This is a genomic window from Streptacidiphilus sp. BW17, assembly GCF_041262485.1.
Lineage (GTDB): Bacteria > Actinomycetota > Actinomycetes > Streptomycetales > Streptomycetaceae > Streptacidiphilus.
On the sequence record NZ_JBGCCR010000014.1, the window covers coordinates 43,215 to 69,849 of the forward strand.

13 protein-coding genes are annotated in these 26,635 nt (G+C 71.4%); 3 read left to right on the plus strand and 10 right to left on the minus strand.

The window, feature by feature from the left end:
- Positions 1-15 precede the first annotated feature (15 nt).
- Genes ABH940_RS18945 through ABH940_RS18955 form a run of 3 tightly spaced genes read right to left on the minus strand, consistent with a single transcriptional unit; the run spans position 16 to position 10,572 of the window.
- Positions 16-6,030: a MupA/Atu3671 family FMN-dependent luciferase-like monooxygenase gene (locus ABH940_RS18945; protein WP_370105790.1), complete on the minus strand. Its 6,015-nt coding sequence runs from the start codon at positions 6,028-6,030 to the stop codon at positions 16-18.
- Entirely contained in the window at positions 6,020-9,301 is a 3,282-nt protein-coding gene (locus tag ABH940_RS18950) for a type I polyketide synthase (protein ID WP_370070237.1), read from the minus strand. The genes ABH940_RS18945 and ABH940_RS18950 overlap by 11 nt, the downstream gene beginning before the upstream one ends.
- Entirely contained in the window at positions 9,298-10,572 is a 1,275-nt protein-coding gene (locus ABH940_RS18955; RefSeq protein ID WP_370105791.1) for an MFS transporter, read from the minus strand. Before ABH940_RS18955 ends, ABH940_RS18950 begins: the two co-directional genes overlap by 4 nt.
- A gap of 558 nt (positions 10,573-11,130) precedes the next feature.
- On the opposite strand from ABH940_RS18955, the gene ABH940_RS18960 reads away from it, so the two are divergent.
- Positions 11,131-13,647 (plus strand): DEAD/DEAH box helicase, encoded by a 2,517-nt coding sequence (locus ABH940_RS18960; RefSeq protein WP_370070241.1) that lies wholly within the window; start codon positions 11,131-11,133, stop codon positions 13,645-13,647.
- 14 nt (positions 13,648-13,661) lie between these two features.
- Here the strand turns inward: ABH940_RS18960 and thrS are convergent, their stop codons facing one another.
- The 5 genes from thrS to ABH940_RS18985 all read right to left on the minus strand — a co-directional run bounded on the left by thrS (position 13,662) and on the right by ABH940_RS18985 (position 20,818).
- Positions 13,662-14,933 (minus strand): threonine--tRNA ligase, encoded by a 1,272-nt coding sequence (gene thrS / locus ABH940_RS18965; protein ID WP_370105792.1) that lies wholly within the window; start codon positions 14,931-14,933, stop codon positions 13,662-13,664.
- Between the two features lie 101 nt (positions 14,934-15,034).
- Positions 15,035-16,348 (minus strand): lanthionine synthetase LanC family protein, encoded by a 1,314-nt coding sequence (locus ABH940_RS18970; protein ID WP_370105793.1) that lies wholly within the window; start codon positions 16,346-16,348, stop codon positions 15,035-15,037.
- Between the two features lie 40 nt (positions 16,349-16,388).
- The gene (locus ABH940_RS18975) at positions 16,389-17,864 is read right to left on the minus strand and encodes a DUF2079 domain-containing protein (protein ID WP_370070247.1); all 1,476 of its coding nucleotides are present in this window, start codon (positions 17,862-17,864) and stop codon (positions 16,389-16,391) included.
- A gap of 117 nt (positions 17,865-17,981) precedes the next feature.
- On the minus strand, positions 17,982-18,803 hold the full coding sequence (locus ABH940_RS18980; RefSeq protein WP_370105794.1) for a trans-aconitate 2-methyltransferase: 822 nt from the start codon (positions 18,801-18,803) through the stop codon (positions 17,982-17,984).
- The gene (locus tag ABH940_RS18985) at positions 18,800-20,818 is read right to left on the minus strand and encodes a beta-galactosidase (RefSeq protein ID WP_370105795.1); all 2,019 of its coding nucleotides are present in this window, start codon (positions 20,816-20,818) and stop codon (positions 18,800-18,802) included. The genes ABH940_RS18980 and ABH940_RS18985 overlap by 4 nt, the downstream gene beginning before the upstream one ends.
- Positions 20,819-21,059: 241 nt before the next feature.
- Here ABH940_RS18985 and ABH940_RS18990 point away from each other — a divergent pair, with 241 nt between their 5' ends.
- Positions 21,060-21,776, plus strand: coding sequence for a response regulator (locus ABH940_RS18990; protein WP_370070253.1), 717 nt, complete (start codon positions 21,060-21,062; stop codon positions 21,774-21,776).
- Positions 21,773-22,975 carry a sensor histidine kinase gene (locus tag ABH940_RS18995; RefSeq protein ID WP_370105796.1) on the plus strand — a complete coding sequence of 401 codons (1,203 nt, stop codon included), beginning with the start codon at positions 21,773-21,775 and terminating at the stop codon, positions 22,973-22,975. Before ABH940_RS18990 ends, ABH940_RS18995 begins: the two co-directional genes overlap by 4 nt.
- Positions 22,976-23,148: 173 nt before the next feature.
- Here the strand turns inward: ABH940_RS18995 and ABH940_RS19000 are convergent, their stop codons facing one another.
- Together ABH940_RS19000 and ABH940_RS19005 are read right to left on the minus strand one after the other, a co-directional pair.
- A complete protein-coding gene (locus tag ABH940_RS19000) occupies positions 23,149-24,891 on the minus strand; it encodes a phosphatidylglycerol lysyltransferase domain-containing protein (protein WP_370070257.1) in 1,743 nt (580 codons plus the stop codon).
- Positions 24,892-25,097: 206 nt separating this feature from the next.
- Positions 25,098-26,348: a hypothetical protein gene (locus ABH940_RS19005; RefSeq protein WP_370105798.1), complete on the minus strand. Its 1,251-nt coding sequence runs from the start codon at positions 26,346-26,348 to the stop codon at positions 25,098-25,100.
- Positions 26,349-26,635 lie beyond the last annotated feature (287 nt).

Genomic DNA, 26,635 nt, shown 5'->3' on the forward strand with positions numbered 1-26,635 from the left:
GTGTCGGTCCTCCCGTTACAGCGTGCCGCGGACGCGGGACGGCTCGGGAGCATCGCCGACCGGCCCCGCGGTGTTCCGCTCGAGCCCGGCGACCATGGCCTCGATGGTCGGCTCCTTGTAGAAATCCATCATCGAGTAGTCGCAGTCGAACTCGTCACGGACCCGGTTGAGGAGGCGCATCGCGTTGATCGAGTGACCGCCGAGGTCGAAGAAGGAACCGCCGGCCTCCTCGCCGACCGGTTGCCCGAGCTCTGCGGACCACAGGGCACGCACACGCTCGACGATCCGATCCGCCGAGGCGGCGTCAGGCGCGGGCGCGGGCACCGGCTCCCGCTCAGGCCCCGGTGCCGAGGCCGGCTCGGGGGCGGGCTGCTGCCCGGGCTCCGGCAGGGCGGACCTGTCGATCTTCCCGTTCGGGTTCAGCGGCAGCGACCCGAGCACGACCCAGCGCGTCGGCACCAGGTAGGCCGGGAGTTGCCCGGTGAGCTGCTCGCGTACCCGTCTTATGACATCGGCGGACTGTGTCGTCGGAGACTTCGGAACGACGTACCCCGCGAGATAGGCGTCGCCCTGGTGGTCGCGGCGCGCGGTGACATAGGCGTCCGCGACCTCCTCCAGCGCGATCAGCGCGTGCGTGGCCTCGCCCGGCTCGACCCGGTAGCCACGGATCTTGGCCTGGTCGTCGGCACGGCCGCGGAACTCGAGGCGGCCGTCGGGGCGCAGCCGGACCAGGTCGCCGGTGCGGTACAGCCGGCCCCATTCGGTGGTCACGAACCGCTCCGCGGTCAGCTCGGGTCGGCCCAGGTAGCCCTGCGCGACCCCGGGACCGCCGATGCAAAGCTCCCCCTCGGCGCCCGGGGCGACGCGGCGGCCGCGCTCGTCGAGGACGTGCAGCGCGGTGTTGTCGATCGCCCGGCCGAGTGCGATCGGCCCGGCCTCCGCGCTCGCGTCGGCGACCGTCTCTGTCGTCACCAGGACCGTGGTCTCGGTGGGCCCGTAGACGTTGAGGACCTCGTACGGCAGGCCGGCCCGAGGCCGACGTCGCATCTCCTCGCCACCGAGCAGCAGATGACGCAACGACGCCGGCTGCAGCTCGTCGCCCAGCGTCAGCAGTTCCGCTCCCAGCTGTGTGGGCACGATCGAGACCGAGATCTCCTTGTCCCCCAGCCACTTCGCCAGCGAGCGGGTGTCCAGCCGGTCGGCCTCGTCGGCGACGACGACCGTGCCGCCCGCGGTCAGGGCGGGCCAGACCTCGAGCACGGAGGCGTCGAAACTCTGGCCGCACACCATCGCCGCACGCGAGTCCTCGCCGAAGCCGAAGCGCGTGCGGTGCCAGCCGCAGAGGTTGACCACGCCCGCGTGGGTGGCGGCCACGCCCTTCGGCCGACCGGTCGAGCCCGAGGTGTAGATGACATAGCACGCGTCGTCCGCGCTGCCCGGGGCCGGCGCGATCGGCGCGGCCCGCAGCGCCTCGGCGAGGTCGAGCACGGCGATCCCGGGCGCGCGCACAGAGTGCGTTGCGGAATCGGACAGCACCACCCGCGCCCCGCTCTCGGCGAGCACGACGTCGACCCGCTGCCGCCCGAGCGCCGGGTCGAGCGGCAGGTAGGCCGCGCCCCGCCCGAGCACCGCGAGCATCGCCGCGATCAGATCCGCCGAACGCGGCAGCCACAGCGCGACGACGTCGCCTGCGCCGACGCCGCGCGCGGCGAGCGCCCCGGCGATCCGGTCGGCGCGCCCGACGAGCTCGCCGTAGCTGACAGCGCCCTGCGACGACTCGACGGCGACGGCATCCGGACGGCGCACGGCCTGCTCGTCGACCAACCGGCGCACGGTCGTGCGCGGGGCCTCGACGTCGCGGCCGTGCAAGGCCGCCAACTCGGACAGCCGCAGGCCAGGATCGACCGAGCCGGCGCGCAGGATCGAGCGCCACACCGCAAGGAAGCCCTCGACCGTCGCGGCGTCGAAGAGGTCCGTGTTGTACTCGAGCTGGCACAGGACGCCGTTGGTGCCGTTGGTCATGTTCACCGTGAGGTCAGTGACGGCGCGGCTGGTCGCGAACTCCAGCACCGAGGCCTCGATCCCCGGCAGGTCCAGGTCGAAGACCTGCTCGTTCTCGAACTCGACGATCACCTGGAAGACCGGCGTGCGGTCGGTGCGGCGCGGCAGCGCAAGTGCGTGCACGATCCGCTCGAAGGGCGTGTCCGAGCGGTCGTACGCGTCCAGCACGACACCGCGCACCCGCCCGAGCAGCTCGGCGAAGGTCGGGTCGCCGGACAGATCGATGCGCAGGGCAAGGAGGTTGAGCAGGAAGCCGACCAGATCCTCGGTGCCCTCGGGGCGTACCGAGGCCGGCGTACCGAGCACCACCTCGTCCCCGCCCGCGCCGACCTGCCGCACCATGGCGGCGAACGCGGCGAGCAACGGCGTGAAGAGGGTGACGCCGTGCGCGCGGCTCAGGTCCTTGAGAGCGGCGGTGAGTTCGAGGTCGAAGGTGGTGAACACGGCGCGGCCGCGGGACGTCATCACCTCAGGCCGGGGCCGGTCCGCGGGCAGCTGCGGTTCGGGCAGCCGATCGCCCAGCTGCCGCACCCACCAGTCGAGGTCCGCGCGCGCGAGGTCCGAGTCACCCGACTCGGCCTGTCCGCGGGCGAAGTCCGCGTAGCTCGCGGTCAGTTCGGGCAGGTCCGCGGGACGGCCCCCGATCGCGGCACGGTAGAGCGCCGAGACGTCGCGGCACATGATGATGGTGGACAGGGCGTCGATGACGATGTGGTGCATCGACCAGACCATCACGTGCGCGTCCGGGGCCAGACGGATCAGCCGCGCGACGAACAGCGGCCCCTCGGCCAGGTCGAACTGACGGCGGCCCTCCTCGTCGAGCGCCTCGCGAGCCACCGTCTCCTCGTCGGCGCCGGATCGGTCGACGAAGGCGAAGTCGAGCTCGGCCGCGGGCCGCACGATCTGGCACAGCTCGCCGTCGATCTCGCGGAAGACCGTGCGCAGGCTGGCGTGCCGCTCGATCAGGCCACCGAGCGCGGCGCGCAGGGCGTCGACGTCCACGGCGCCGTGCAACCGGATCGCCTTGGCCTCGTTGTGCACCGAGCGCCCGGCCAGGAGCTGCTCCGAGAACCACATGCGCTGCTGGCCGGCGGAGGCCGGGGCGACGACGGGCTCCGGCGCGGTACGCACGGCGACACGCGGGGCGATCCGCGGGGCGGCCGTCGGCGTCACGGATCCGGTCTCCGGCTGCTGCGCGGCCCTGCGCAGGGCGTCGAGTTCCTCCATGCTCGCGGCCGCGCCGCGGGCCGGGACGCCGAAGTCGACGAGGGCGGCGATCTCGTCCACGCCAGCCTCCTGCAGCCGCCGCACCAACGGGGTGCAGGACTCGACGGTCCCGATCAACGAGCGCTGGTCGCAGTACCGGTCGTACGCGCGCTCGAAGACGAAGTCGAGGTCGTCCTCGGTCATCTGGTCGAGGTCGACGTTGAAACCGAGGCTGTTGGCGACGTCCCCGAACATCGACAGGGAGGAGCGCAGGTATCGGCTGAGCGGCGTGAAGGCCTCGCGTCGCGCCGGGGCGAGCTCCCGGCCGAGGTAGGTGTGCAGGAGCAGTACGACGCGCCCGCCGTCCGGGTCGAGCCCTGCGGCGGCGCGCTCCTTGCGGTAGAGGTCGATGTTGTCCGCCAGCTGCTCGGGCGTCTGGCTCATCAGGTTCGTGATGATCCCGAGGTTGTTCCGTGCCGCGCGCCGGTAGGACACCGGGTTGCCGACGACGGCCGCGAACATCGGCGGCTCGGCCTGGACCGGCTTCGGGAACAGCTGCACGGTGGTCGTGCGACCGCTGCCGCACGCACGCTCCACCTGCTCGCCGCGCCACAACCGACGTACCTCGTCGAGCTGTTCGTACATGAGATCGCGATGACTGCCGAAGCGCTCGGGGTGGAAGACGAAGTCGTCGGGCCGCCAGCCGGGCGCGAATCCGAGCCCGGCCCGTCCCCCGGAGAGCGCGTCGACCATCGCCCACTCCTCGGCGACGCGGATCGGGTCGTGCAGCGGGAGCACCACGGATCCCGCGTGCAGCCGGATCTGCGAGGTCTCCCGGGCGAGCGCGGCGGCGAGCACCGAGGGGTTCGGGGATATGCCGCCGAAGGAGTGGAAGTGGCGTTCGGGCAGCCACAGCGCGTGGAAACCGTGCCTATCGGCGAAGCGCGCGGTGTCGACGACGAGGTCGTAGCGCTCCTCCTCCGGGGTCTCGCGCGGGTAGTCGCCGAAGAAGTAGACGCTGAAGTCGAGGGCCTGGCCCTGCGCGGGATCGGGCGCGGCGGTCGGGCGCTCGGTGACGGCCACGGACGCCGCGCCGACGGAGGGCGCGCCGGCCGAGGGCGCGCCGACCGAGGGCGCGCCGGCCGAGGGCGCGCCGGCCGTGGGCGCGTCCAACGCCTTGGCCGAGAGCGTGTGCGGCGCCATGGCCGAGGGCGTGTGCGGCGCCTTGGCCGAGGGGAAGAAGCCGTCCGAACGAAGCTCGCGCATCGAGGTCTTGACGGCGTTCGTCACGAATTCGAGGTCCGCGTCGGAGTGCGCGGTCGAGAGGAAGAAGTTGCGCCACTCCCAGACCAGCACGCCCTTGAGCAGGAGGTGGGGGTACAGGAGTTCCATGTCGGCGAGGTGTTCGAACCGGAACATGGAGCCGAAGTGGTTGATGCGGAGCGGGAACTCCTCATCGGTGAAGAACCGGTTGAGCTCGCCGACGAACGCGTCGGTGCGCGCGTTGAGCCGCTGCTGCAGCCCGGGCCCCTCGGCGAGCAGGTGGGTCAGCACGGCGTTCGCCGCCACCATCGAGACCGGGTGCTGGATGTAGGTACCGCCGAAGAACGTGGTGTCGCGCGGTGGGTAGCTGGAGTCGCCGTAGCGCCAGAATCCGCCGTCGATGCCGTCCATGATGTCGGCGCGGCCCGCGATGGCGCCGATCGGGAATCCGCCGCCGAGCGCCTTGCCGTAGGTGGCCAGGTCGGCGGTCACGCCGTAGAACTCCTGGGCGCCGCCAGGGCACGGGCGCAGGCCGGTGAGCATCTCGTCGAAGACCAGGACGATTCCGTGCCGCGTCGTCAGCGCCCGCAGCTCGCGGACGAACTCGCCCGGCTGGAAGGCGGGCTTGCGGCTCTGGACGGGCTCGACCAGCACGGCGGCGAGCTGCGGCCCGAGCTCGTCGATGACCCGCAGGCTCTCGGGCGAGCCGTAGTCGAGCACGATGAGGTCGGCCACCGCCGAGCCCGGGATGCCTGAGGAGACCGGCACCGTCTGGCGGCCGTCCGGGGCCGGCACCGAGCGGCCCAGGACGTTGTCTGCGTGGCCGTGGTAGGAACCGTGGAACATGACGATCTTCGTGCGTCCGGTGGCGTTGCGGGCGAGCCGGATCGCCGCACTGTTGGCCTCGGTGCCCGAGTTGGCGAAGGCGACCCGCTCCGTCCCGGTGATCTCGGCGAGCTTCAGGGCCGCTTCGCCGGTCTCGATGTTGCGCGGGCCGAGCTGCAGGCCGCGCGAGAGGTGCTCACGCACAGCCTCGGTGACGAAGGCGGGCTCGTGCCCGAAAAGCAGCGTGCCGAAGCCCATCGTGATGTCGACGTAGCTGTTGCCGTCGACGTCCTCGAGGCAGGAGCCGGCCGCGCGCCGACCCGCGATCGGGTACTGCATCTCCTTGGTCGCGCTGCGGAAACCGACGACCGCGCGGCTGTCGGCGAGCACGGAGCGGTAGCGCTGTGCCGCGTCCTTGGAGGACGGGGTCTTCGCGGTCAGGCTGCTGATGAGCCCGGCCACGTGCGCGCGCTGCGCCGCGTCGGCGGAACCGGCCATTCCGGACTCGCGCGCCACGCTGACCCGCGGGCCGTGCTCCTGCGGACGCGCCGAGCTCGCGGCCGGTGTGCCCGCGGCCGACGCGGGGGCTGGCGCCGCGCCCGTCACCTCGGCGAGCTGGGCGGAGATCTGCTTGCTCAGCGCGAGCATCCGCGCCGATGCGTCCTCAACGCTCACCGCGGCCTCCCGCAAGCTGAAGCGACACGAGCTGGGACAGCTGCTCCATCATCTGCAGCTGGACCTGCTGCAGCACCCTGACCTGCTCGGCGAGCGCCTCAAGACTCGGCGCCGCGGTCGGCGCCCCGGTCGGCGCCACTGCCGCCGGGCTTGCCGCGGTGGCCACCACCGTCGCGGGCGCGGGGATCGCCGGTGCCACCATCGCGGGCGCGGGGACCGCCGGTGCCGCCGATGGCGCGGGGACCGCCGGGGTGGCAGGCGTCGGAGCGGCAGCCGCCACCGGATCGGCCGCCTTCGCCGTGCCGCCGGAGCGCTTCGCGATCATCGCCGCGAGCAGCGCGGGCGAGCCGGCCTCCTCGAAAACCTCGCGCAGTCCCACCCGGACCGAGTACTCCTTCTCCAACTCGCGCACCATGCTGATCATCTGGAGCGAGTCGGCACCGAACTCGACGAACGCGACGCCCGGCTCGACCGCGGCGGGCTCGCAGCCGAAGTGGCGGACCGTCAGGTCGACGATCCGACCGAGCACCTGCTGCTCGTAAGTGGTGGCCGCACTGGTGCTGCTCATGCTGTTCCCTTCGGGCTGGGTGCCGGGCCGTGGTTCGAAGACGGACGGGTCCGGCAGCGGTCCGGTCCAGTAGGTTCGCTGCTGATAGGGGTAGCGGGGCAGTGGCACGCGGCCGCCGCCGCGTCCCGCGGTGAGGGCGTTCCAGTCGATGTCGGCCCCGACGCAGTAGAGCGCGCTCAACGACTCGAGCAGCGTCTCCGTCTCGCGCCCGCGCCGCTGCGTGGGCAGCAGGAGCGCGGACTCCTCGGGCAGAGCGCGGCGGGCGAGGCCGGTGAGGGTCGTTCCTGGACCGATCTCGACGACGGCGCCGACGTCGGCGAGCCCGGCCAGGACCAGGTCGAAGCGCACGGGCCGGCGGGTCTGGCGGACGAGGTAGTCGGCGTCGGGGCGCCAACCGGGCTCGCACACCGCGCCGTCCGGGCCGGCGACGAATCGGATGTCGAGCTCTGCCATGCTCGCCTCGGCGGCCTGGGCGCGCCACGCCTCGAGCGTCGGATCGAGAAGCCGGGAGTGGAAGGCACGGTCCACCGCGAGCGGCGCGTAGTCGACACCCCCGGCATCCAACAGCTCGCGCAGCTTGCGCACCGCCGGGGCGGACCCGGCGAGCACGTGGTTCGCAAGGCCGTTGACGGCGGCGAGGTCGAGGTCCGGCACCGAGGCGAGCAGTTCGTCGACGTCCGCGCGCTCCGCGAAGACCGCGACCATGCCGGCCTCGACACTCGCGTCGCGCATCAGCCGCCCGCGCTCCACGGTCAGGCCCATGCCTTCGGCCACGGTGAGTGCACCCGCCGCATACAGCGCCGCGTATTCACCGACGCTGTGGCCCGCGACCACGCGCGGCCGGACGCCCAGCGACTCCCACAGTGCGCACTGGGCGACCTGGTAAGCGAACAGCGCGGGCTGCGCGAGCTCGGTCGGCCACACGTCCGTGCCGTCCGGCGGCGCGTCGCCGCCGGTTCCGAGCATCGCGGGCAGCAACGAGGCGCCGGTCAGCTCCTGGTGATACCGATCGCAGTCCTCGAGCGTCGCGCGCACGATCGGGAAGTGATCCCAAAGTGCGCGCGCCATACCGCGATAGGCACTGCCCTGGCCCGAGAACACGAAGGCGATGCCACCCTCCCCGAGGGGTGCAACACCCTGCAGCGGACCGTCGGCCTTCTCCAACTGGGCAGCCACCTCGCCGAGGTCGCGGCCCAGCGCGACCGTCCGGTGCGCGTAGTGCGGCCGCCCGGCCGCCGCGCTGAGCGTCACGTCCCCCGCCTGCGCTCCGGCGTCGGAGCGCAGATGACTGAGGTAGCTCTCGCGCAGCTCTCCGAGCGCCTGCGGCGACTTCGCGGACATCGGCACGGGCGTCAACGGCAGCGGTGGCACCGTGGCGGTCGGACGGCGGCGCTCGGGTGCCTCCTCCACGATCAGGTGCACATTGGTCCCGCCGACCCCGAGGGCGTTGATCCCCGCGCGGCGCGGGCCGTCCCCGGCGGGCCACGGCCGCGCCTGCGCCGGGATGTCGAACGGGCTGCTCGTCAACGGCAGCAAGGGATTCGGCGAACTGAAGTTCGCCATCGGCGGGATGGTCCTGTTCTTGAGCACGAGGATCGTCTTGATCAGGCTCGCCAGGCCCGCGCAGGCGTCCAGGTGGCCGAGGTTGGCCTTGGTGGAGCCGAGCGCGCAGTAGCCGACCCGGTCGGTGTCCTCGCGGAACGCCGTCGTCAGGCCCTCGAACTCGATCGGGTCGCCCTTGAACGTGCCCGTGCCGTGCGACTCGAGGTAGCCGATCGACTCCGCGGAGACCCCGGCGGACGCGAGTGCGCGGCGGATCGTCCGCCGCTGCCCCTCCGCACTCGGCGCACTGTAACCGGCCTTGGACGCGCCGTCGTTGCCGATGCCGCTGCCGAGCAGCACGGCGTGAATCGTGTCGCCGTCGGCCAGTGCGTCATCGAGACGCTTGAGGATGACGGCCGCGACGCCGTTGCCGCCGACCGTCCCGTCGGCCGCCGCGTCGAAAGCGCGGCAGACGCCGGTGCGCGAGAGGATGGAACCCCTGACGTGCCTGAAGCCGAGGACCTGCGGGACGTGCACGGCAGCAGCCCCGGCCACGGCAACGTCCGTGTCCCCCGCGAGCAGCGACTGGCTTGCGATGTGAACCCCGGTCAGCGCCGTCGAGCACGCGCTCTGCACACCCAGCGAGGGGCCGGTCAGATCGAGCGCGAACGAGGTTCGGGTGGCGATGAAGTCGGGGTGGTTGCCGTTCGTGACCAGCGATCCGGAGACCCAGTCGGGCCAGCCCTCCGGAATCAGGTTACTGACCAAGTACGTCCGGTGCCCGTACAGGTGATAGCCGTGGCCCGCGAAGACGCCGACCCGCACGCCGTCCGGGACCGCCGCGTAGCCCGCGTCCTCGAGGGCGTGGTAGGCGACTTGGAGGAACAGCCGCTGCTGCGGATCTGTGGCACGCGCCGTGTTTCCGCTCATGCCGAAGAAGCCGGCGTCGAACTCCGCGATCCCCGGAATCAACGCGCTCGCGCCGATGAAGTCGGCCTCGCGGTACTCCTCGGGAGGCACCCCGGCTGCGGCGAGTTGTTCGTCGGTGAAGCGCTGCACGCTGCATACGCCGTCGCGGATGTTGCGCCAGTAGGAGAGCTCGTCGTCAGCACCGGGGAAGCGGAAGGCCATGCCGACGACCGCAATGCGCCGGTCCGTCATCTTATGTCCCCGCCCACTGTCGCCGCATCGAGCTCCGCGGCCGCCTTTTCGCTGCCGGACCTGCGCGCCTCGCGCCGCCTGGAGACGAGCACGTAGCTCAGGAACGCGACACCGCAGCCGATCGCGACGCCATGGGAGACGCCGACCACCCACAGCGGGCTGTGATGGTCGAGCAACAGGGCGCTGATCACCATGCCGGAGCCGAAGCCGAGGTTCTCGGCCATCGACGAGAAGCCGAAGACATAGCCGCGGTCGTCGTCGCTCACGGTCTGCAGGCGCGACGCGTACGCGTTGTCGGTGAATCCGTCCGCGAGTCCGGCACACAGCGCGACGACGATGCCCACGACCAGGGGCGGGCCGGTGAAGGCGAGGATGAACGAGGCGGACATCAGGATCGTGCCGACGGAGAAGGCGTTCTCGCCGATCGAGCGCCCGCTCTTCTTCAGATACCGGACCAGGCCGCGCTGCATCAGGATGTTGCCGACGGCCCAGATCGCCCAGAAGCGGCTGACGAACTCCGCGGGATGCGCCGGATTGAGTGCCGTCGAGTACACCGGCAGGCCGACGTTGTGCGAAGCCGAGCCCAGGCCGTCCACCGCACGGATCGCGATCATCACGAGGAGTACGGGGGTGGCGCGCAGGATCCGCAGCCCGATCATCGGCGAGATCGACCCGCCGCCTGCGGACGGCGCCCGGGACTCGGACATGCGCAGCTTCAGCGGCAACCGGGCCATGTTCGCGGCGGAGACGACGAAGGTGGCCGCGTCGATCGCGAACGCCGCCCGGAAGCCGAAGGCGGTCACCACGATGCCGGCCGAGGCGAATCCCGCCACCATCGCCAGCGAGCGTCCCGAGGTCAGCAGCCCGTTGGCACGTACCCGCTGGTCCTGCCCGACGATCACCGGGACGCTGCTGCGCAGCGAGACACTCGAGAGCGTCCCGCCGACCCCGGCGACCACGGCCACCACGTAGAGCAGGGCGGGCCGAGCACCTGCCGGCACCGTGAGCAGTGCCGTCAGTGCGACGGCCTGCGACAGGTCGCCGAAGATCATCACGTACTTGCGATTGAAGTGGGAGACAATCGAGCCGGACACGAAGCCCATGCAGAATGCGACGGTCAGGCGCACGGCCATAATGAGGCCGGTCTGCGCGGCGCTCCCGGTGGTGCTCAGTGCATAGAGATTGAGCGCCACGAGATTCAAATAGCTACCGTAGGCGGATATGGCGTTGCCCGCCACCAGATAGCGGAAGTTCTTGAAGCCGGAGGTCATGGGAAACGGATCCCTGTCATATGTGTGCAGGCCGGGCTGACCTGAAAGCATGCGAGCTTGTGGCTCTATGACATTGATTCGATGAATGCACTCGGGTGGAACGGACGGCCCGGGTCGCGAGCCCGGGAACGTCACTCAATGCGCCTCCCTGCGTACTCGACAGTGTGGCCGTCTTCGCGGGCCCCTTTGCAGGGGCTCGAAGATCCGAATATTCATACCGCACGGATATGCACTGCGGCAACCATTACTTCGAGCAACGCGGGTAAATACAGACATACGGGTCGGCGAGCTGCGTCGCGGTCGGACCCGGGAGGATTCTGGTGGCATATAGGCCGATTGGCCTCCTCCATTCCACTATCGCCTTCCTTGGGCCAATTTGCTGCGCCCTGGATCCGTCGCCTCGGTTTATGTGAGCGGTTTCGGGTGTTTATCTGAGCGATTTCCACTGGTGGGCCCGGGTGGATGCCGAGTGGCCGTCCCGCGAGGAGGGCACCCACCCGCCACACGCGCACGGGATGGAGGGGACCGACCGGACCCCGGAGCAGGCAGAATGGGCGGGTGACCCTGACTGATCTCATCCCCGCCGCGCCCCAGCCCGACGACCTCTTCACGGCATTCGCCGGGTGGGCCGAGGAGCGCGGGATCACCCTCTACCCCGCCCAGGAAGAGGCGCTGATCGAGATCGTCTCGGGCAACAACGTCATCCTCAACACCCCGACCGGCTCCGGAAAGAGCCTGGTCGCGGCCGGTGCGCACTTCGCCGCGCTGGCGAACGGGCAGCGGACCTTCTACACCGCGCCGATCAAGGCGCTGGTCTCGGAGAAGTTCTTCGACCTGGTCAAGATGTTCGGCACCGAGAAGGTCGGCATGATGACCGGCGACGCGTCGGTCAACCCGACCGCGCCGATCATCTGCTGCACCGCCGAGGTGCTGGCGTCCATCGCGCTGCGCGACGGCACAGAGGCGGACGTCCAGCAGGTCGTCATGGACGAGTTCCACTTCTACGCCGAGCCGGACCGCGGCTGGGCGTGGCAGGTGCCGCTGATCGAGCTGCCGCAGGCGCAGTTCCTGCTGATGTCGGCAACCCTCGGCGACGTGCGCCGGTTCGAGGCGGACCTCAAGCGCCGCACCGGCCGGGACACCACCACCGTCTCCTCGGCGACGCGGCCGGTCCCGCTCTTCTACGAGTACCAGCGCACTCCCATCCACGACACGCTGGAGGACCTGCTCAAGAGCGGTCAGGCGCCGGTCTATGTCGTGCACTTCACCCAGGCGCAGGCCGTGGAGCGCGCGCAGGCGCTGATGAGCATCAACATGTGCACCAAGGCGGAGAAGGACGCCATCGCCGCGCTGATCGGCAACTTCCGCTTCACCACCAAGTTCGGCCGCAACCTGTCGCGCTTCGTCCGCCACGGCATCGGCGTCCACCACGCGGGCATGCTGCCCAAGTACCGGCGCCTGGTGGAGCGGCTGGCGCAGGCCGGTCTGCTCAAGGTCATCTGCGGGACGGACACGCTCGGTGTCGGCGTCAACGTGCCGATCCGTACGGTGCTGTTCACCGCGCTGTCCAAGTACGACGGCCAGCGGGTGCGGATGCTGCGCGCCCGTGAGTTCCACCAGATCGCGGGCCGCGCCGGGCGCGCCGGGTTCGACACCGTGGGTACCGTCGTCGCCCAGGCGCCCGAGCACGTCATCGAGAACGAGCGGGCCGTCGCCAAGGCGGGCGACGACCCGAAGAAGAAGCGCAAGGTGGTCCGGAAGAAGGCCCCCGAGGGCTTCGTCTCCTGGGGCGAGGAGACGTTCACCAAGCTGATCGACGCCGCGCCGGAGCCGCTGGTCTCCCGGTTCAAGGTCAGCCACCTGATGCTGCTGTCCGTCATCAACCGTCCCGGCAACGCCTTCGAGGCGATGCGGCACCTGCTGACCGACAACGACGACGACCCGAAGACCCGTCGCCGCCACATCCGCGAGGCCATCGCCATCTACCGCTCGCTGGAGGCGGGCGGCGTCGTCGAGCGGCTGCCGCACCCCGACGAGACCGGCCGCATCGTCCGGCTGACGGTCGATCTGCAGGACGACTTCTCGCTCACCCAGCCGCTCTCCACCTTCGCGCTGGCCGCGTTCGAGCTGCTGGACCCGGCCTCCCCCAGCTACGCGCTGGACGTGCTCTCCGTCGTCGAATCCACGCTGGACGACCCGCGCCAGATCCTGCACGCGCAGGAGAACAAGGCGCGCGGCGAGGCCGTCGCGGAGATGAAGCGCGACGGCGTCGAGTACGAGGAGCGGATGGAGCGGCTCCAGGAGATCTCCTACCCCAAGCCGCTGGAGGAGCTGCTGGAGCACGCGTACGAGGTCTATCGGCGCTCGCACCCCTGGATCAGCGACCACCCGCTGCGCCCGAAGACCGTCGCCCGCGACCTCTACGAGCGCGCGATGACCTTCACCGACTACGTCGGCTTCTACGAACTCCCGCGCACCGAGGGCCTGGTGCTGCGCTACCTGGCCTCCGCGTACAAGGCGGTCGAGCACACCGTCCCTGACCACCTCAAGTCCGAGGACCTGCGCGACCTGATCTCCTGGCTGGGCGAGCTGGTCCGCCAGGTGGACTCCTCGCTCCTCGACGAGTGGGAGCAGCTCGCCAACCCCGAGGACGAGGAGGAGCTGGAGGTGTCGCTGGAGGAGCGGACCGCTCCCGTCACCGCCAACACGCGCGCCTTCCGGGTGCTGGTCCGCAACGCCCTCTTCCGCCGGGTCGAGCTCGCCGCGCTGGAGCACTACGACGCACTGGGCGAGCTCGACGCCGAGGACGGCGGCTGGGACGGCGACCGCTGGGCGGACGCGATGGACGCCTACTGGGACGAGCACGACGACCTGTTCACCGGCCCGAACGCGCGCGGACCGAAGATGCTCCTCATCGACGACGAGTCGGTCCAGGGGGCCTGGCTGGTCCGGCAGATCTTCGACGACCCGGCGGGCGACCACGACTGGGGCATCAGCGCCGAGGTCGACCTGCACTCCTCCGACGAGGAGGGGCGGGCCGTGCTCCGGGTCACCGAGGTCAGCCGCCTGGGCTGACCTGCCGGTCGGCGCTACTCCCACAACTCGACGCGATGCGCGCCGACGAGGGCCCCGATCCGGGCGAGCACCTCGTCGGCGGGCAGCGGGTCGATCCGGCGCCCGTCCCGCAGCCGCAGCGCGACGTGGTCGTCTGCCGCCTCCTTGGCGCCGATCACCGCCTGGTACGGCGCGAGCCGGGCCTCGCGGATCCGCGCGCCGAGGCTGCCGCGCTCCGGCCCGAGCAGCTCCACGCGCAGTCCCGCGTCCAGGCAGCGCGCCTCCAACGCCTCCGCCTGCGGCAGTTGGTCCTCGGCGACCGGCAGCACGGCGACCTGCACCGGCGCCAACCAGGCCGGGAACGCCCCGCCGTGCTGCTCGATCAGGTGCGCCACCGCCCGCTCGACGCTGCCGATGATCGCCCGGTGCACCATCACCGGGCGGTGCTTGGCCCCGTCCGCGCCGACATAGTGCAGGTCGAACCGCTCGGGCTGGTGGAAGTCCACCTGGACGGTGGAGAGGGTCGCCTCGCGGCCCGCGTTGTCGACGACCTGGACGTCGATCTTCGGGCCGTAGAAGGCGGCCTCGCCCTCGGCCTCCTCGTACGGGAGCCCGGAGCGGTCCAGCACCTCGCGCAGCAGCGCGGTCGACCGCTCCCACAACTCGGGCGCGGCCACGTACTTGCCGCCGGGGCCGGGCAGGGACAGCCGGTAGCGGCTCGGGGTGATGCCGAGTGCGGCATACGCGCGGCGGATCAGCTCCAGTGCGGCGGCGGCCTCGTCGGCGACCTGGTCCGGGGTGCAGAAGACGTGCCCGTCGTTGAGCTGGATCGCCCGCACCCGGGTCAGCCCGCGCAGCACCCCGGTCCGCTCGGACCGGAACATCGCCCCCAACTCGGCCAGCCGCAGCGGCAGTTCCCGGTAACTGCGGGAGCGGGACCCGAACATCAGCGCATGGTGCGGACAGAGACTCGGCCGCAGCACCAACTGCTCCTCGCCGTGCTGCCCGCCCAGCTCCATGGGCGCGAACATGTCGTCGCGGTAGTGCTGCCAGTGGCCGGAGATCTCGTACAACTCCCGCTTGCCCAGCACCGGCGAGTAGACGTGCCGGTACCCGGCCCGCCGCTCCACCTCGCGGATGTACTCCTCCAGGCTGTGCCGCACCGCCGCGCCGTCGGGCAGCCAGTACGGCAGCCCCGCCCCGATCAGCGGGTCGCTGTCGAACAGCCCGAGCTCACGCCCGAGCCGCCGGTGGTCGTGCTGGTGCAGCTGGTTCTCGTGCTGGTCGTTCGCGTCGTGCTCGCGCATCGCGCTCTCCTGATTCACGGGAGGAGCGAGTGCCCGGAACGCGCGAACGAACGCCGAAGCCCCGGGGCACTCGCCCCGGGGCTTCGGACTGACAGCGAAGATCAGCGCGCCGGGACGTGGTCCGGCGTCGTCGTCACGACTGCTGCAGCGCGCTTCATGCCTCCCACAGTAACGGAGGACTGGTCGGGCAAGGCAACTGAATATCCGGGGTCGTCGCCCCGCGAGAGCCGGACGAAGCGCAGCAACTCCCGCACGATCCCCGCGTTTCCCATCGCCCAGCCGTACTCCGGCTCCAGCAGACTCGGGTTCCGCCGGTGCTCGACGTTGGACCAGCGCGCGCCCGCGCCGTCGACCGTCGCCCGCCGGGCGAGATCGGTGACCAGCACGTCCGCGAACTCCGCGGCTTCCGCCCCGCCGCTCTCCGCCATCAGGTCGCAGGCCAACGCCAGGACCCCGGCGGTGCCGCAACAACGGCCGCTGTTGTCCCAGAAGCCGGGCCGGAGCCGGCGGGGCAGTCCCGAGTGGATGACGGTGTACCAGCAACGGTCGACCAGCGCCTGCCAGCCTCCGCCCGGGTCGACATCGCGCAGGATCCGGAACACCTGAGCGTCTCCCGCCGGGCCGTGGCACCAACCGAAGCTGTAGCGCTCGATCTTCTCCGGCGACGCCTGCGGATCGGAGTGCGGCACCAGGAACCCCCACGGCCCCGCCTCGTCACGCGCCACCACATCCGCCGCGCCCGCGCGGGCCAGCTCGACAAGGTCATCCCGCCCCGCCGCCCGACCGACCAAGGCCAGCGCGGCGACGATGCCCAACGTGCCGTGCGAGACGTGGTGCAGCCGTGACCCGGCCTCCCGGCGCTGCTCCCACTGGAGGCCGTACGTGGTCGGCTCGGCAGTCCGTGTATACGGCTCGACGGCGAGGAGTGCCAGTTCCTGGTCGCCGAGGGCCAGCGCACTCAGGGCGATCCCGGCGTTGCCGCTGAGCAGTTCGAGATACCGGCCCCAGCGGGTGCCGTCGAAGCCGGCACGGACCCGGTCCAGCGCGTGCCGCGCGGCGGCCGTGGACGCGGGATCGTCCAGTCGCTCGCCCACCGCGTGCAGGGCGAAGGCCATGCCGCTCAGGCCGAAGTGCAGACCGTGCAGCTCCCAGTCCGACGTCGCCGCCGCGATGCTGCGCGCGGCCCTCAGCGCGGCGTCGCCGTAAGAGCTGTCGCCGAAGTGCCGGTAAGCCTCGAGCAGCGCGACGACGATCCCGGAAGTCCCGCTGTAGAGGACCGGGTTGGGCTCCCTGTCGCTCGGCCGGGTGGTCCAGTGAAGCGTGCCGTCCCCGCCGTGCCGGGCGCTGCTCAGCAGCCAGGCGAGGCCCGCCTCAGCCAAGCGCTCCGGGTCCTGCGCACTGTCGGCCACCTTCATGCCCCTCCCCTTCACGCCCCCGGTCATGCCCCCGCCTTCGTCAGCGCCGCAGCAGGGTCACCCCGTCGTTGCTCCCCACCACCCGGTACCCGCGTGCCTCGTAGCCATGCAGGGCGGCGATCGCCGCCGCCGCGGAGCAGGGGGCCACCGCCTTGGAGTCCTTGGCGTCGACGACGACCCACTCCGGCGTGACGCCCTGGGCGGCGTCGAGGCAGGCCAGGGTGACCGTGTCGCGGGAGACGAGCTGCGCCGCCAGGCGGTTGCCCGCGCCGACGGTCGTGCCGGGCGGGATGCGGTGCAACAGGCGGTCGGCGGCGCGGACATGGGCGGTGGTGGTCCACTCGCCGCGGTGGGTCAGGTCCCAGAGCGGAAAGCACGGCAGCGTCGCCATGCTGAAGGCGGCGCTGAAGGCCAGCCCGCCGCGCACCACGCGCGGCGACAACCGGCCCCGGTCCAGCGCGTCGACGAGCGCCCCGAAGACGGTCGGCATCAGCACGGCGCTGTAGTGGTAGTGGAAGCCCCAGTAGTGCGCATTGCCGGAGGCGAAGCGCCACAGCAGCGTCGGCGCGCAGAGCAGTGCCAGCGGCGAGCGCAGCGCCAGGAACCCGGTCGGGGCGAGCAGCAACAGCACGGTCGCCCACTTGACGCCGGGCCAGGGCAGGTGGAGTAGCAGGCCGAACAGCGAACCGCCGCCGCCCGCCTGGGTGATGCCGCCGGTGGTGGCCGTGCCGCCGCCGACGATCTGCTGCCAGTAGTCGAAGCCGCCATGGGCGTTGAAGGCCGGGAGCACCAGCAGCACCTCCGCGCAGGTGCCGAGCGCCCCGGCGGCGGTGAGCCAGAGCCCCAGCCGACGCGGGCCGCGCAGCGCGACGAAGACGCCGATGGCGGCGACGGTCAGCCCCTGGTCCTCCTTGACCAGCAGGAGCGGCAGTGCCCACAACGCGGCAGCCCCCCACCGCCGTTCGCCCAGCGCCCGCACGGCGTACGCGATCAGCGGCACGGCGAAGGCGATCTCGTGGAAGTCGAAGTCGGCGGCCTGGACGATCCCCCAGGACACGCCCACCCCGCCGCCGACCACGGCGGCAGCGACGGGTCCGCGTACCCGCAGCGCCCATCCGGCCAGCGGCACGATCGCCAGCGCCAGCAGCACGCTCTGCGCCACCAGCAGCGTCACCGGGCTGGGGAACACCCGGTACAACGGCGCCAACACCGCGACCACCGGGCTGAAGTGGTCCCCGAGCTCGTCGAACCCGGTGCCCTTGAGCGGCACCATGGGCGCCTGGAAGTGCGCGTAGGCGCGGACCGTCTGCTCGAAGATGCCGAGGTCGTACCCGGCCGTCTGCTGTTGCTGGTGCCGACGGACGGCGAGCAGCGTGTAGAGGACGGCGAAGAGCGCCGCCGTCCCCCACGTCCACAGCCACGCGGGGACCCGCGCACGCGTGCGGGCAGGGTCGGGCGACGTGACCGCCGGGCGCGTGCGCTGCGCCGCGACGGCTGCGATCTCAGTCGTACCCACGCGCTCTGTCCCGCCCCGTCCGTCTGCAAACCAGTCCACCATAGAGCGGGCTCGGTGCAAGGAACGTGAGGCGAGGCCGACTCGTCCGAGGGACGACTAGACCACGCGTGCCAGGAACTAGACCGCCCGTGCCAGGAACAGGTCGGTGAACGAGGCCGCCTCCAGGCCGCCGCCGTTGGCGTCCAGCAACGCACGCACCGCGTCGAGCAGTTCCGCCCGGTCGGCCGGGGCCAGGATCTGCGTGCCGGAGTGGGTGGACAGCCGCTCCACCCACTGGTCGCTGGTGTGCCAGGAGACACCGTTGCGGAAGCGGACCGAGCGCTGGTCGGTGAAGCGCGCGTCCTCGCGGAACTCGAACCCCGCCCAGTCGTTGTCGGCCGTCGCCTCGATCTCGCCCGCGAACTCGGCGGCCCAGCCCGCGACATGGCGCATGCCCATGTCCCAGCGGTCGTCGAGGGCGGTCATCCGCTCGGCGAGGTCGCGGTCGACGATGCCGGTCAGGTTCCAGAACAGCGCGACCGCGCCGACCGGGGCCAGTGCGCGGTGGACGTGATCCCGGCGGGTCTCCCGGTCGAGCCAGTGCCAGGACTGGGCCGCGTAGACCAGGCCCGCACCGTGGTCCTGCGGCGCGGCGTCCTCGAAGCGGCCGATCCGCACCTCGACGCCGGGGCCGTCCACACCGGGGAGGGCGGCCGTGTTGCGCCGCAGCACCTCCGCCATTCGCGGGTCGGGCTCGACGGCGAGCACCGGCACGCCCCGTCCGGCGAAGGCGACGGTCGCCTTGCCCGTCCCCGCGCCGATCTCCACCGCACGGCGGTCTGCGGAAACGGAGCCCGCGAACTCCAGCACCGTGTCGATCAGCGTGTCCGGATAGTTGGGCCTGGCCGCGTCGTACGTCTCCGCCGTCGTGCCGAAGACCGTGCTGCGCTCGACCGTCATACAGCTCCTCCTGCGATGTTCGATGCGATGTCCAGTACCTCCACCGCGCCGCCCGGCACGGTGACGTGTCCCCCGCCCGGAGCCGGGACGGCGACCTCCGTGTCGGCGTGGTTGATCACGAACTCCCAGCCGCGCCCGTCCTCCGCCACGCGCCGGACCCGCTCGACGCCGTCCGGCAGCCCGCTCGGCGTCCGGACGCCCGCGTCGGCCAGCGCGGCGCGCAGCACCGCGTCGAGGGTGCCGGGGTCGGGCGCGGTCGCCACGTACCAGGCCGTGCCCTCGCCGTAGGCGTGCCGGGTGACAGCGGGACGACCAGCGACCGGGCCGTCGGCGTGCTGCAGCACGGCAGAGGCGCCGGTCAGCGTCAGGTCCTCGGCCCAGCGACCGGCCGTCCCGGGCGCTGCGGCGGCGCCGTCCAGCCGGGGCGGCGCGACCAGCTTGGTCCGCTCGTCCTTGCGCAGCGGCAGGAACTCCTCGCTCCGCACCCCCAGCACGTCGCGCAGCGCGCCCGGGTAGCCGCCCAGGTGGACCGCGTCGTTCTCGTCGACGATCCCGGTGAAGTAGCTGGTCAGCAGCGTGCCGCCGGAGCGGACCCAGGAGCGCAGCTGCTCGGCCCAGGCGGTCGGCGTGACGTACATCGACGGCGCGACGACCAGCCGGTAGCCGCTCAGGTCGGCCGTCGGGTGGACGAAGTCGACGGTCACCCCGGCGCGCCAGAGCCGCTCGTAGTAGGCGTCGATCCGTTCGCGGAAGCTGAGCTCGACGCTGGGCCGGTACTCCAGGTCCAGCGCCCAGAGCGACTCCCAGTCCCAGACGATCGCCGCCTCCGCCCGCACCCGGCTGCCGCACACCGGCGCGAGCTGCTGCAACCGGGTGCCGAGGTCGACGACCTCGCGCCAGATCCGGGTGTCGGTACCCGCGTGCGGGACCATGGCCGAGTGGTACTTCTCGGCCCCCGCGCGGGAGGCGCGCCACTGGAAGAACATCACCCCGTCCGCGCCCCGCGCCACGTGCGCCAGGCTGTTGCGGGCCATCTCGCCCGGCCGCTTGGCGATGTTGCGCTGCTGCCAGTTGACCGCCGAGGTGGAGTGCTCCATCAGCAGCCACGGCGCGCCGCCCGCCAGCGAGCGGGTCAGGTCGGCGGAGAGCGCCAGCCCGATCTGGTTGTCCGCGCGCTCGGCGGACGTGTAGTGGTCGGTCGCGACGACGTCGACCTCACGCGCCCAGGCCCACAGGTCCAGGTTGTCGGTGAGCCCGGCCATGAAGTTGGTGGTGATCGGCACGTCCGGATCGGCGGCCCGGACGATGTCCCGCTCGGCCCGGTAGCGCGCCAGCAGCGCGTCGGAGGAGAACCGGCGGAAGTCCAGCTGCTGGGTCGGGTTGACCGCGCTGGGCGCGGCGCGCGGCGCGTCGACCTCCTCGAACGAGCCGTAGCGCTGTCCCCAGAACGACGTGCCCCACGCCTCGTTGAGCGCGTCCACGGTCTTGTAGCGGTCGGTCAGCCACTCCTGGAACGCGGCGGCGCTGCGCTCGCAGTAGCAGCGCGCGACATGGCAGCCGTACTCGTTGTGGATGTGCCAGAGCACCACCGCCGGGTGACCGGCGTAGCGGGCGGCCAGCTCGCGGGTGATCCGCGCGCACGCCTCGGCGTACGCGGGCGAGCTCGGGCAGTAGGTCTGCCGGGCCCCGTAGCCGAGTACCCGCCCGTCGGCGGTGACCGGGCGGTCGTCCGGGTGGGCACGCTGGAACCAGGCGGGCGGCGCGGCGGTGGGCGTGGCCAGGTCCACGGCGATCCCGCCCGCGTGCAGGCCGTCGATCACCCGGTCCAGCCAGCCGAAGTCGAACTCGCCGGGCCGTGGCTCCAGCCGGGCCCAGGAGAAGATGCCGAGACTGACCAGGTTCACCCCGGCCTGGCGCATCAGCGCGACGTCCTCGGCCCACACCTCCTCGGGCCACTGCTCCGGGTTGTAGTCGCCGCCGTAGGCGATGCCGCCCAGACGCAGCCGCTGTGCCATGGATCACTCCTCGTCCGGTGCCGTCCGTGGAACCACTGTGGCCGTGCGCAGCCTCTCCCGTTCGACGCTCCTTCGGCAAGACCCCACACGGGTGCGAAGCCTCGTAGGCTCTTACGAAGGACACGCGATGCAGGACACGCGTAGCGAGCCTCGCGCAGAGAACCTCGCCTAGCGAACCTCACGCACGGAACCTGCAGCGAACGCCACCGAAAACCCGCACGGAAGATTGAAGGACCGCCCTGTGATCCCTGTGGTCATCGTCGACGACGAGACTCTCGTCCGCTCCGGCCTGAGCCTGATCGTCGGCTCGGCCCCGGACATCGAGGTCGTGGCCACCTGCGGCGGCGGCGACGCGGTGGCGACCGTGGCCCGGACGCGCCCGCAGGTGGTGCTGCTGGACGTGCGGATGCCCGACGTCGACGGCCTGACCGTGCTGCGCGGGCTGATGGAGCTGCCCGAGCCCCCGGCCGTGGCGATGCTGACCACCTTCGACACCGACGAGTACATCGGCACCGCGCTGCGCGGTGGCGCGGGCGGCTTCCTGCTCAAGGACACCGACCCGGAGCAGCTGGTCCACGCGGTCCGGGTGCTCGCCGCGGGCGGGCGGATCCTCTCCCCGACGGTGACCGACACGGTGATCGCCGGCTACCTCGACTCCGGCCCCGACAAGCAGACCGCTGCCCGGCTCGCCACCATGACCACCCGCGAGCTGGACGTGCTGGCGCTGCTGGGCGAGGGACTCTCCAACGCGGACATCGCGGCCCGGCTCTTCCTGAGCACCGGCACGGTCAAGGACCACATCAGCGCGATCCTGGCCAAGCTCGGTACCTCCAACCGGGTCCAGGCCGCGGTCTTCGCCCACCAGGCCGGTCTGCTCGCCGGGGACCACCAGTCTCCGGGCCAGACTCCGGGGCAGTCATCGGGCCAGACTCCCGGCTCCGGCAGGACCGAGAAGTGAGCTCCCTCGGCACGGCAGCCGCGCCGTCCGCGCTCAGGCGTCCCTGGTACCTCTCGCCGTGGGTGACCGTCCCCACCCCGGCACTGCTCGCGACGGTCGAGGCGTTCCTCGCCAACGACCTGGGTTCGACGGTCCAGATGACGACCTCGCTGCTGGCCGCCGCCGCGCTGCTGCTGCGCAGGCGCTGGCCGGTGTGGGTGCTGCTGGCGACGCTGCCGGGCCTCCAACTCAGCTACATCTGGCTGGCGCCGATGATCGCCGTCTACTCGGTCGCGGTGAAGTACTCGGTCGCGGTGAAGCACCGCAACCGCTGGCTGGTGGGCTACTGCGCGCTCCTGGTCTCGCTGGCGCAGTTCCTGCCGTGGCCCTGGTCCGACAACCTCCCCGGTTGGGACCGGACGACCGCGCTGGCCGTGATGTACGCGCTGCTGACCGGCGGCGCACCACTGGCCCTCGGCATGCTGGTCACCACCCGCCGGGAACTCGCCGTCCGCCTCGACGAGCTGACGCGTGGTCAGGCGCGCGAGCGGGACCTGCTGGCGCAGAGCGTGCTCTCCACGGAGCGGGCACGGCTCGCCCGGGAGATGCACGACGTGGTCTCGCACCAGGTCAGCCTGATCTCCATCCAAGCCGGCGCGCTGCAGATCCGCGCGGAGGACCCGGACGCGACCCGCGACACCGCCCGGACGATCCGTCAGCTCTCAGTCAAGACGCTGGAGGAGCTCCGCCAGATGGTCGGCGTCCTGCGGGCGGCCGGGGCGGGCCGCGAGGCACAGCAGCTCACCCCGCAGCCGACGCTGGCCGACCTCCCCCGTCTGGTCACCGGCTCGGGCCTGTCGGCGACGCTGGAGTGCGCGGTCACCGACGGCACGGTCCCCGAGCCGGTCGCACGAGCGGCGTACCGCACCGTCCAGGAGGCGCTGACGAACGTGCGGAAGCACGCCCCCGGCTCCACGGTCACCGTCCACGTCGCCCACGCGGAGCACGCGCACGGCGCGTTGCATGTGACGGTCACCAACGGCCCACGCGGGGAAGGCGCCGAGCCGTTGCTGCTGCCCAGCGGCGGCCACGGCCTGATCGGCCTGCGGGAACGCGCGCAGCAGTTGGGCGGAGTCCTCTTCGCGGAGCCCAGCCCGGACGGCGGCTTCACCGTGCAGGCCCGGCTCCCGACCGAGCGGCTGAGCCCCGCTGACACCTGAGGGGCGCGGGGCTCTGCTGATGTGCGGCTCCGCCGCGTGGGCGCGACAAGCCACCCACGAAGGTAGAGCCCCGAACGCGCAGGGCCATCCGCTCATCGGTGGTGACTCGCGCGCGCAGTTGATCGAGCAGAGCCCCGCGCCCCTGGTAGTGCAACTTCCCGCCGAAGCAAAGGCTAAGCCACGTGCTCCAGTTCACGCTCGTGCGTGGCCTGCGCCGTAGCAACACCCCGCCGACGCCCGCGCAGCAACGCGGGAAGCCGCGGCTGCGCGATGAAGCCCTCGACGCACGCGTTCGCCAGCGCGATCCGCGGAAGGTCGCGGCTGCGCTCGAACAGCACGTAGCGCGGCTCCCACTGCGGCCGGTACTTCGCGTTCGCCCGGTAGAGCGACTCGATCTGCCACCAGCGCGAGAAGAAGACCAGCACCGAGCGCCACGCCCGCAGGAAAGGTCCGGCACCCAACCTGCTTCCCCGCTCGAAGACCGCGCGGAAGACCGCGAAGTTCAGCGAGACCCGCTCGACCCCCACCTCCCGCGCGCGCTGGATCAGTTCGATGACCATGAACTCCATCAGCCCGTTGTCGGAGTCCCGGTCACGGCGCATCAGGTCCAGGGAGAGGCCGTGCTCGCCCCACGGGACGAAGCTGAGCAACGCCTTGAGCTCGCCCTCGCCGTCGCGGCACTCCAGCATGACGCACCGGCCGTCGTCCGGGTCGCCGAGCCGGCCCAGCGCCATGGACCAGCCGCGTTCCGTCGCGCCGTCGCGCCACTGGTCGGCGTGGTGGAGCATGGTCTCCATCTCCGCCTCGCCGATGTCCCCGTGGCGGCGGACGGCGACCGTGTAACCCGCCCGCGCGACGCGCTTGTGCGCCTGGCGGACGCCGCGCATCGCGCGGCCCTCCAGGCTGAACTCGGCGATCTCGACGATCGCCTCGTCGCCCAGCTCCAGCGCGTCCAGGCCGTGGCGGGCGTAGACGACGCCGCCCTCCTCGCTCGCGCCGGTGACCGCCGGGACCCAGGCGTGTTCGCGGGCCTGCTCCAGCCACTTCTCGATCGCGCCCGGCCAGGCCTCGACGTCGCCGATCGGGTCGCCGGAGGCCAGCGAGACGCCGCCGACGACGCGGTAGGTCACCGCGGCCTTGCCGCTCGGCGAGAAGATCACCGACTTGTCGCGCCGCAGCGCGAAGTAGCCGAGGGAGTCGCGGGCGCCGTGCTTGACCAGCAGCTCGCGCAGCCGCGTCTCGTCCTCGTGGCTGAGGTACTCCTTGCCCTTGGGGGCGCGGAAGAGCGCGTAGGTGACCAGCAGCAGCACGCCCACGCAGAGCACGTTGATCGTGACGTCGATCGCGCGCGGCATGCTGACCTCGAAGTACTGCGAGCCGTCCGCACCCAGCGTGATGGCGCGCAGCACCACGTACTCGGCGCGGTCGCCGATCGACGCCGCGCGTCCGGCCGTGGTGAGGCTGAGCAGGCCGGTGCCGACGAGCAGGGTGACCACGCCGCCGCCGATCAGCGTCCAGACGGCCAGCTTGGGGTTGGTCGCGTCGCCCTTGGCCTGGAACTCGGCGCGGCCGAGCAGCAGCGCGCCGACGAAGACGACCAGGACGGCCAGCGTGCCCCAGTTGAACCAGTGGTGGTCCACGCCGGGATGCTCCAGCAGCGCCAGCACGACCCCGGTCAGCAGCAGGCCGGAGAGGACCAGGTTGGCGATCCAGGCGGCGCGCTTGTGACGGTTCATCATGACCGCCATCAGCACCGCGAACGCGGCCGAGCTGAAGCCCGCAGTCAGCAGGTACGGGGTGTAGAGGTCACCGTGGTTGTGGTGCCGGACCTGCTCACGGAAGCTCAGCGAGACGGCGGCGAAGAGGTTCAGGCAGGCGACGATCCGCAGGTACCAGACGGCGGTGCGAGCGCTCACACGCTGCACCCGGGGTGCGGCGGCTCGGGAGATCAAGGCGGGCTCCGGGTTTCCGGGTGGGAGAAAGACGGTCGAGCGACCACTATCAGGATTCCGTAAGGATGCGTTCGACACGTCACCCCGAGGTGCAGTCCGGCCCCCCGCCGATCGGCGGGGGGCCGGTGACAATCGGCGGACGACCGCCGACCGGAACAGATCAGCGCAGCTCAGACTGGCTGCGGGGTGGTGTACTCGCGCCAGTCGGCAGGCTTCTGGCCGACGTTGAGCGTACGAAGTTTGGCCAGAACCGCCGGGTCCTGCGCCTCCAGCCACTGCACCAGCTGCCGGAAGGAGACGAGCCGGACGTCGGGCTTGCCCGCGATGTCGCGCAGGGCCTGCTCGACGGACTTCATGTAGATGCCGCCGTTCCAGCTCTCGAAGTGGTTGCCGATGAAGAACGGCGCCCGGTTGGTGGTGTACGCCCGGTTGAAGCCCGCCATGTAGGAGAGGTACGACTGCTGCTGCCAGTACGGACGCTTGGACGGATCACCGTTGGGCGTGCCGCCGGTCTGGTTGGCCAGCATGTTGTAGTCCATCGACAGCACCTGGAAGCTGTGCCCGGGGAACGGGATCGACTGCAGCGGGAAGTTCCACAACCCCTGCGCCGTCTTGCCCGGCCACATCTGCAGCCCACCCGGCGAACTCGCGTCGTACTTCCACCCCATGTCCGCGACCGTCGGCAGCAGCTGGTTCTGCCCCAGCAGACAGGGCGTCCGGCCGCCGATCAGCTCCTTGCGGTAGTCGAACGGCAACGGCTCCATGTCCGTGTACCCGGTGTTGGTCTTCCACTTCTCGACGAAGCCGATGGCCTGCTCCAGCTCGCTGCGCCACTGCGCCGGGGTCCAGGTGCCGACACCGGTGGCGGGGCTGCAGAAGTGGCCGTTGAAGTGGGTGCCGATCTCGTGGCCCTCCAGCCACGCCCCCCGCACCTGGTCCAGCGTCATCTTCACGTGGTCGTCGGCCAGGTAGCCGATGTCCGACGCGCCCGGCCGGTGGCCCGGCGGCAGGTAGAGGTCCTTCTTGCCCTCCGGCAGCACGTAGATCCCGGAGAGGAAGAACGACATCGTCGCCTTCACCTCCTGCGCCACTCCACGGAAGTGCGAGAACAGCTTCTTGCTGTCCTCACCCGCACCGTCCCAACTGAAGACCACGAACTGCGGCGGACGCTGGCCCGGCTGCAACTTTTCCGGCACCGGCTGGAACGGCTGCGGACCCGTGTCCGCCATCGAACCGTCACCGATCAAGGTCACCGGTCGCGCGCTCGCCGTAGGAGAGGAACTGGAGCCACCGACCGGCTGGCCGTCGCCGCTTCCCCCACCGCGATTCGCACTGCCGGAACCTCCGCACGCGGACACTCCCAGGGCAGTCGCGACCGCGACTCCCCCCGCGAGAACGTTCCGACGCGTGATGGCTCCCATAGCGATTTCCCCTACCTTCCGATCTGTACGGCTGTGCGAATCTTGGGACGCTTCGAGTGGTTCGAACGGTTCGCGGTGTTCGATCCGGATATAAGCAACCCTCACAGCATCGCTCACGCCGGGGCGTCTCCCGCTCACTGACCCACGGGCGATTCACTCGCCTGTGCGTGGCCGCGCGGCACTTCCCAGGAGACCGCCGAGAGAAACTCACCCGAACGTGTGTGACTGCTGTCCGGCAGCTAAGCTGCCACACAATCCGATGAGATCACCCGCCAACCGGCGGGCAC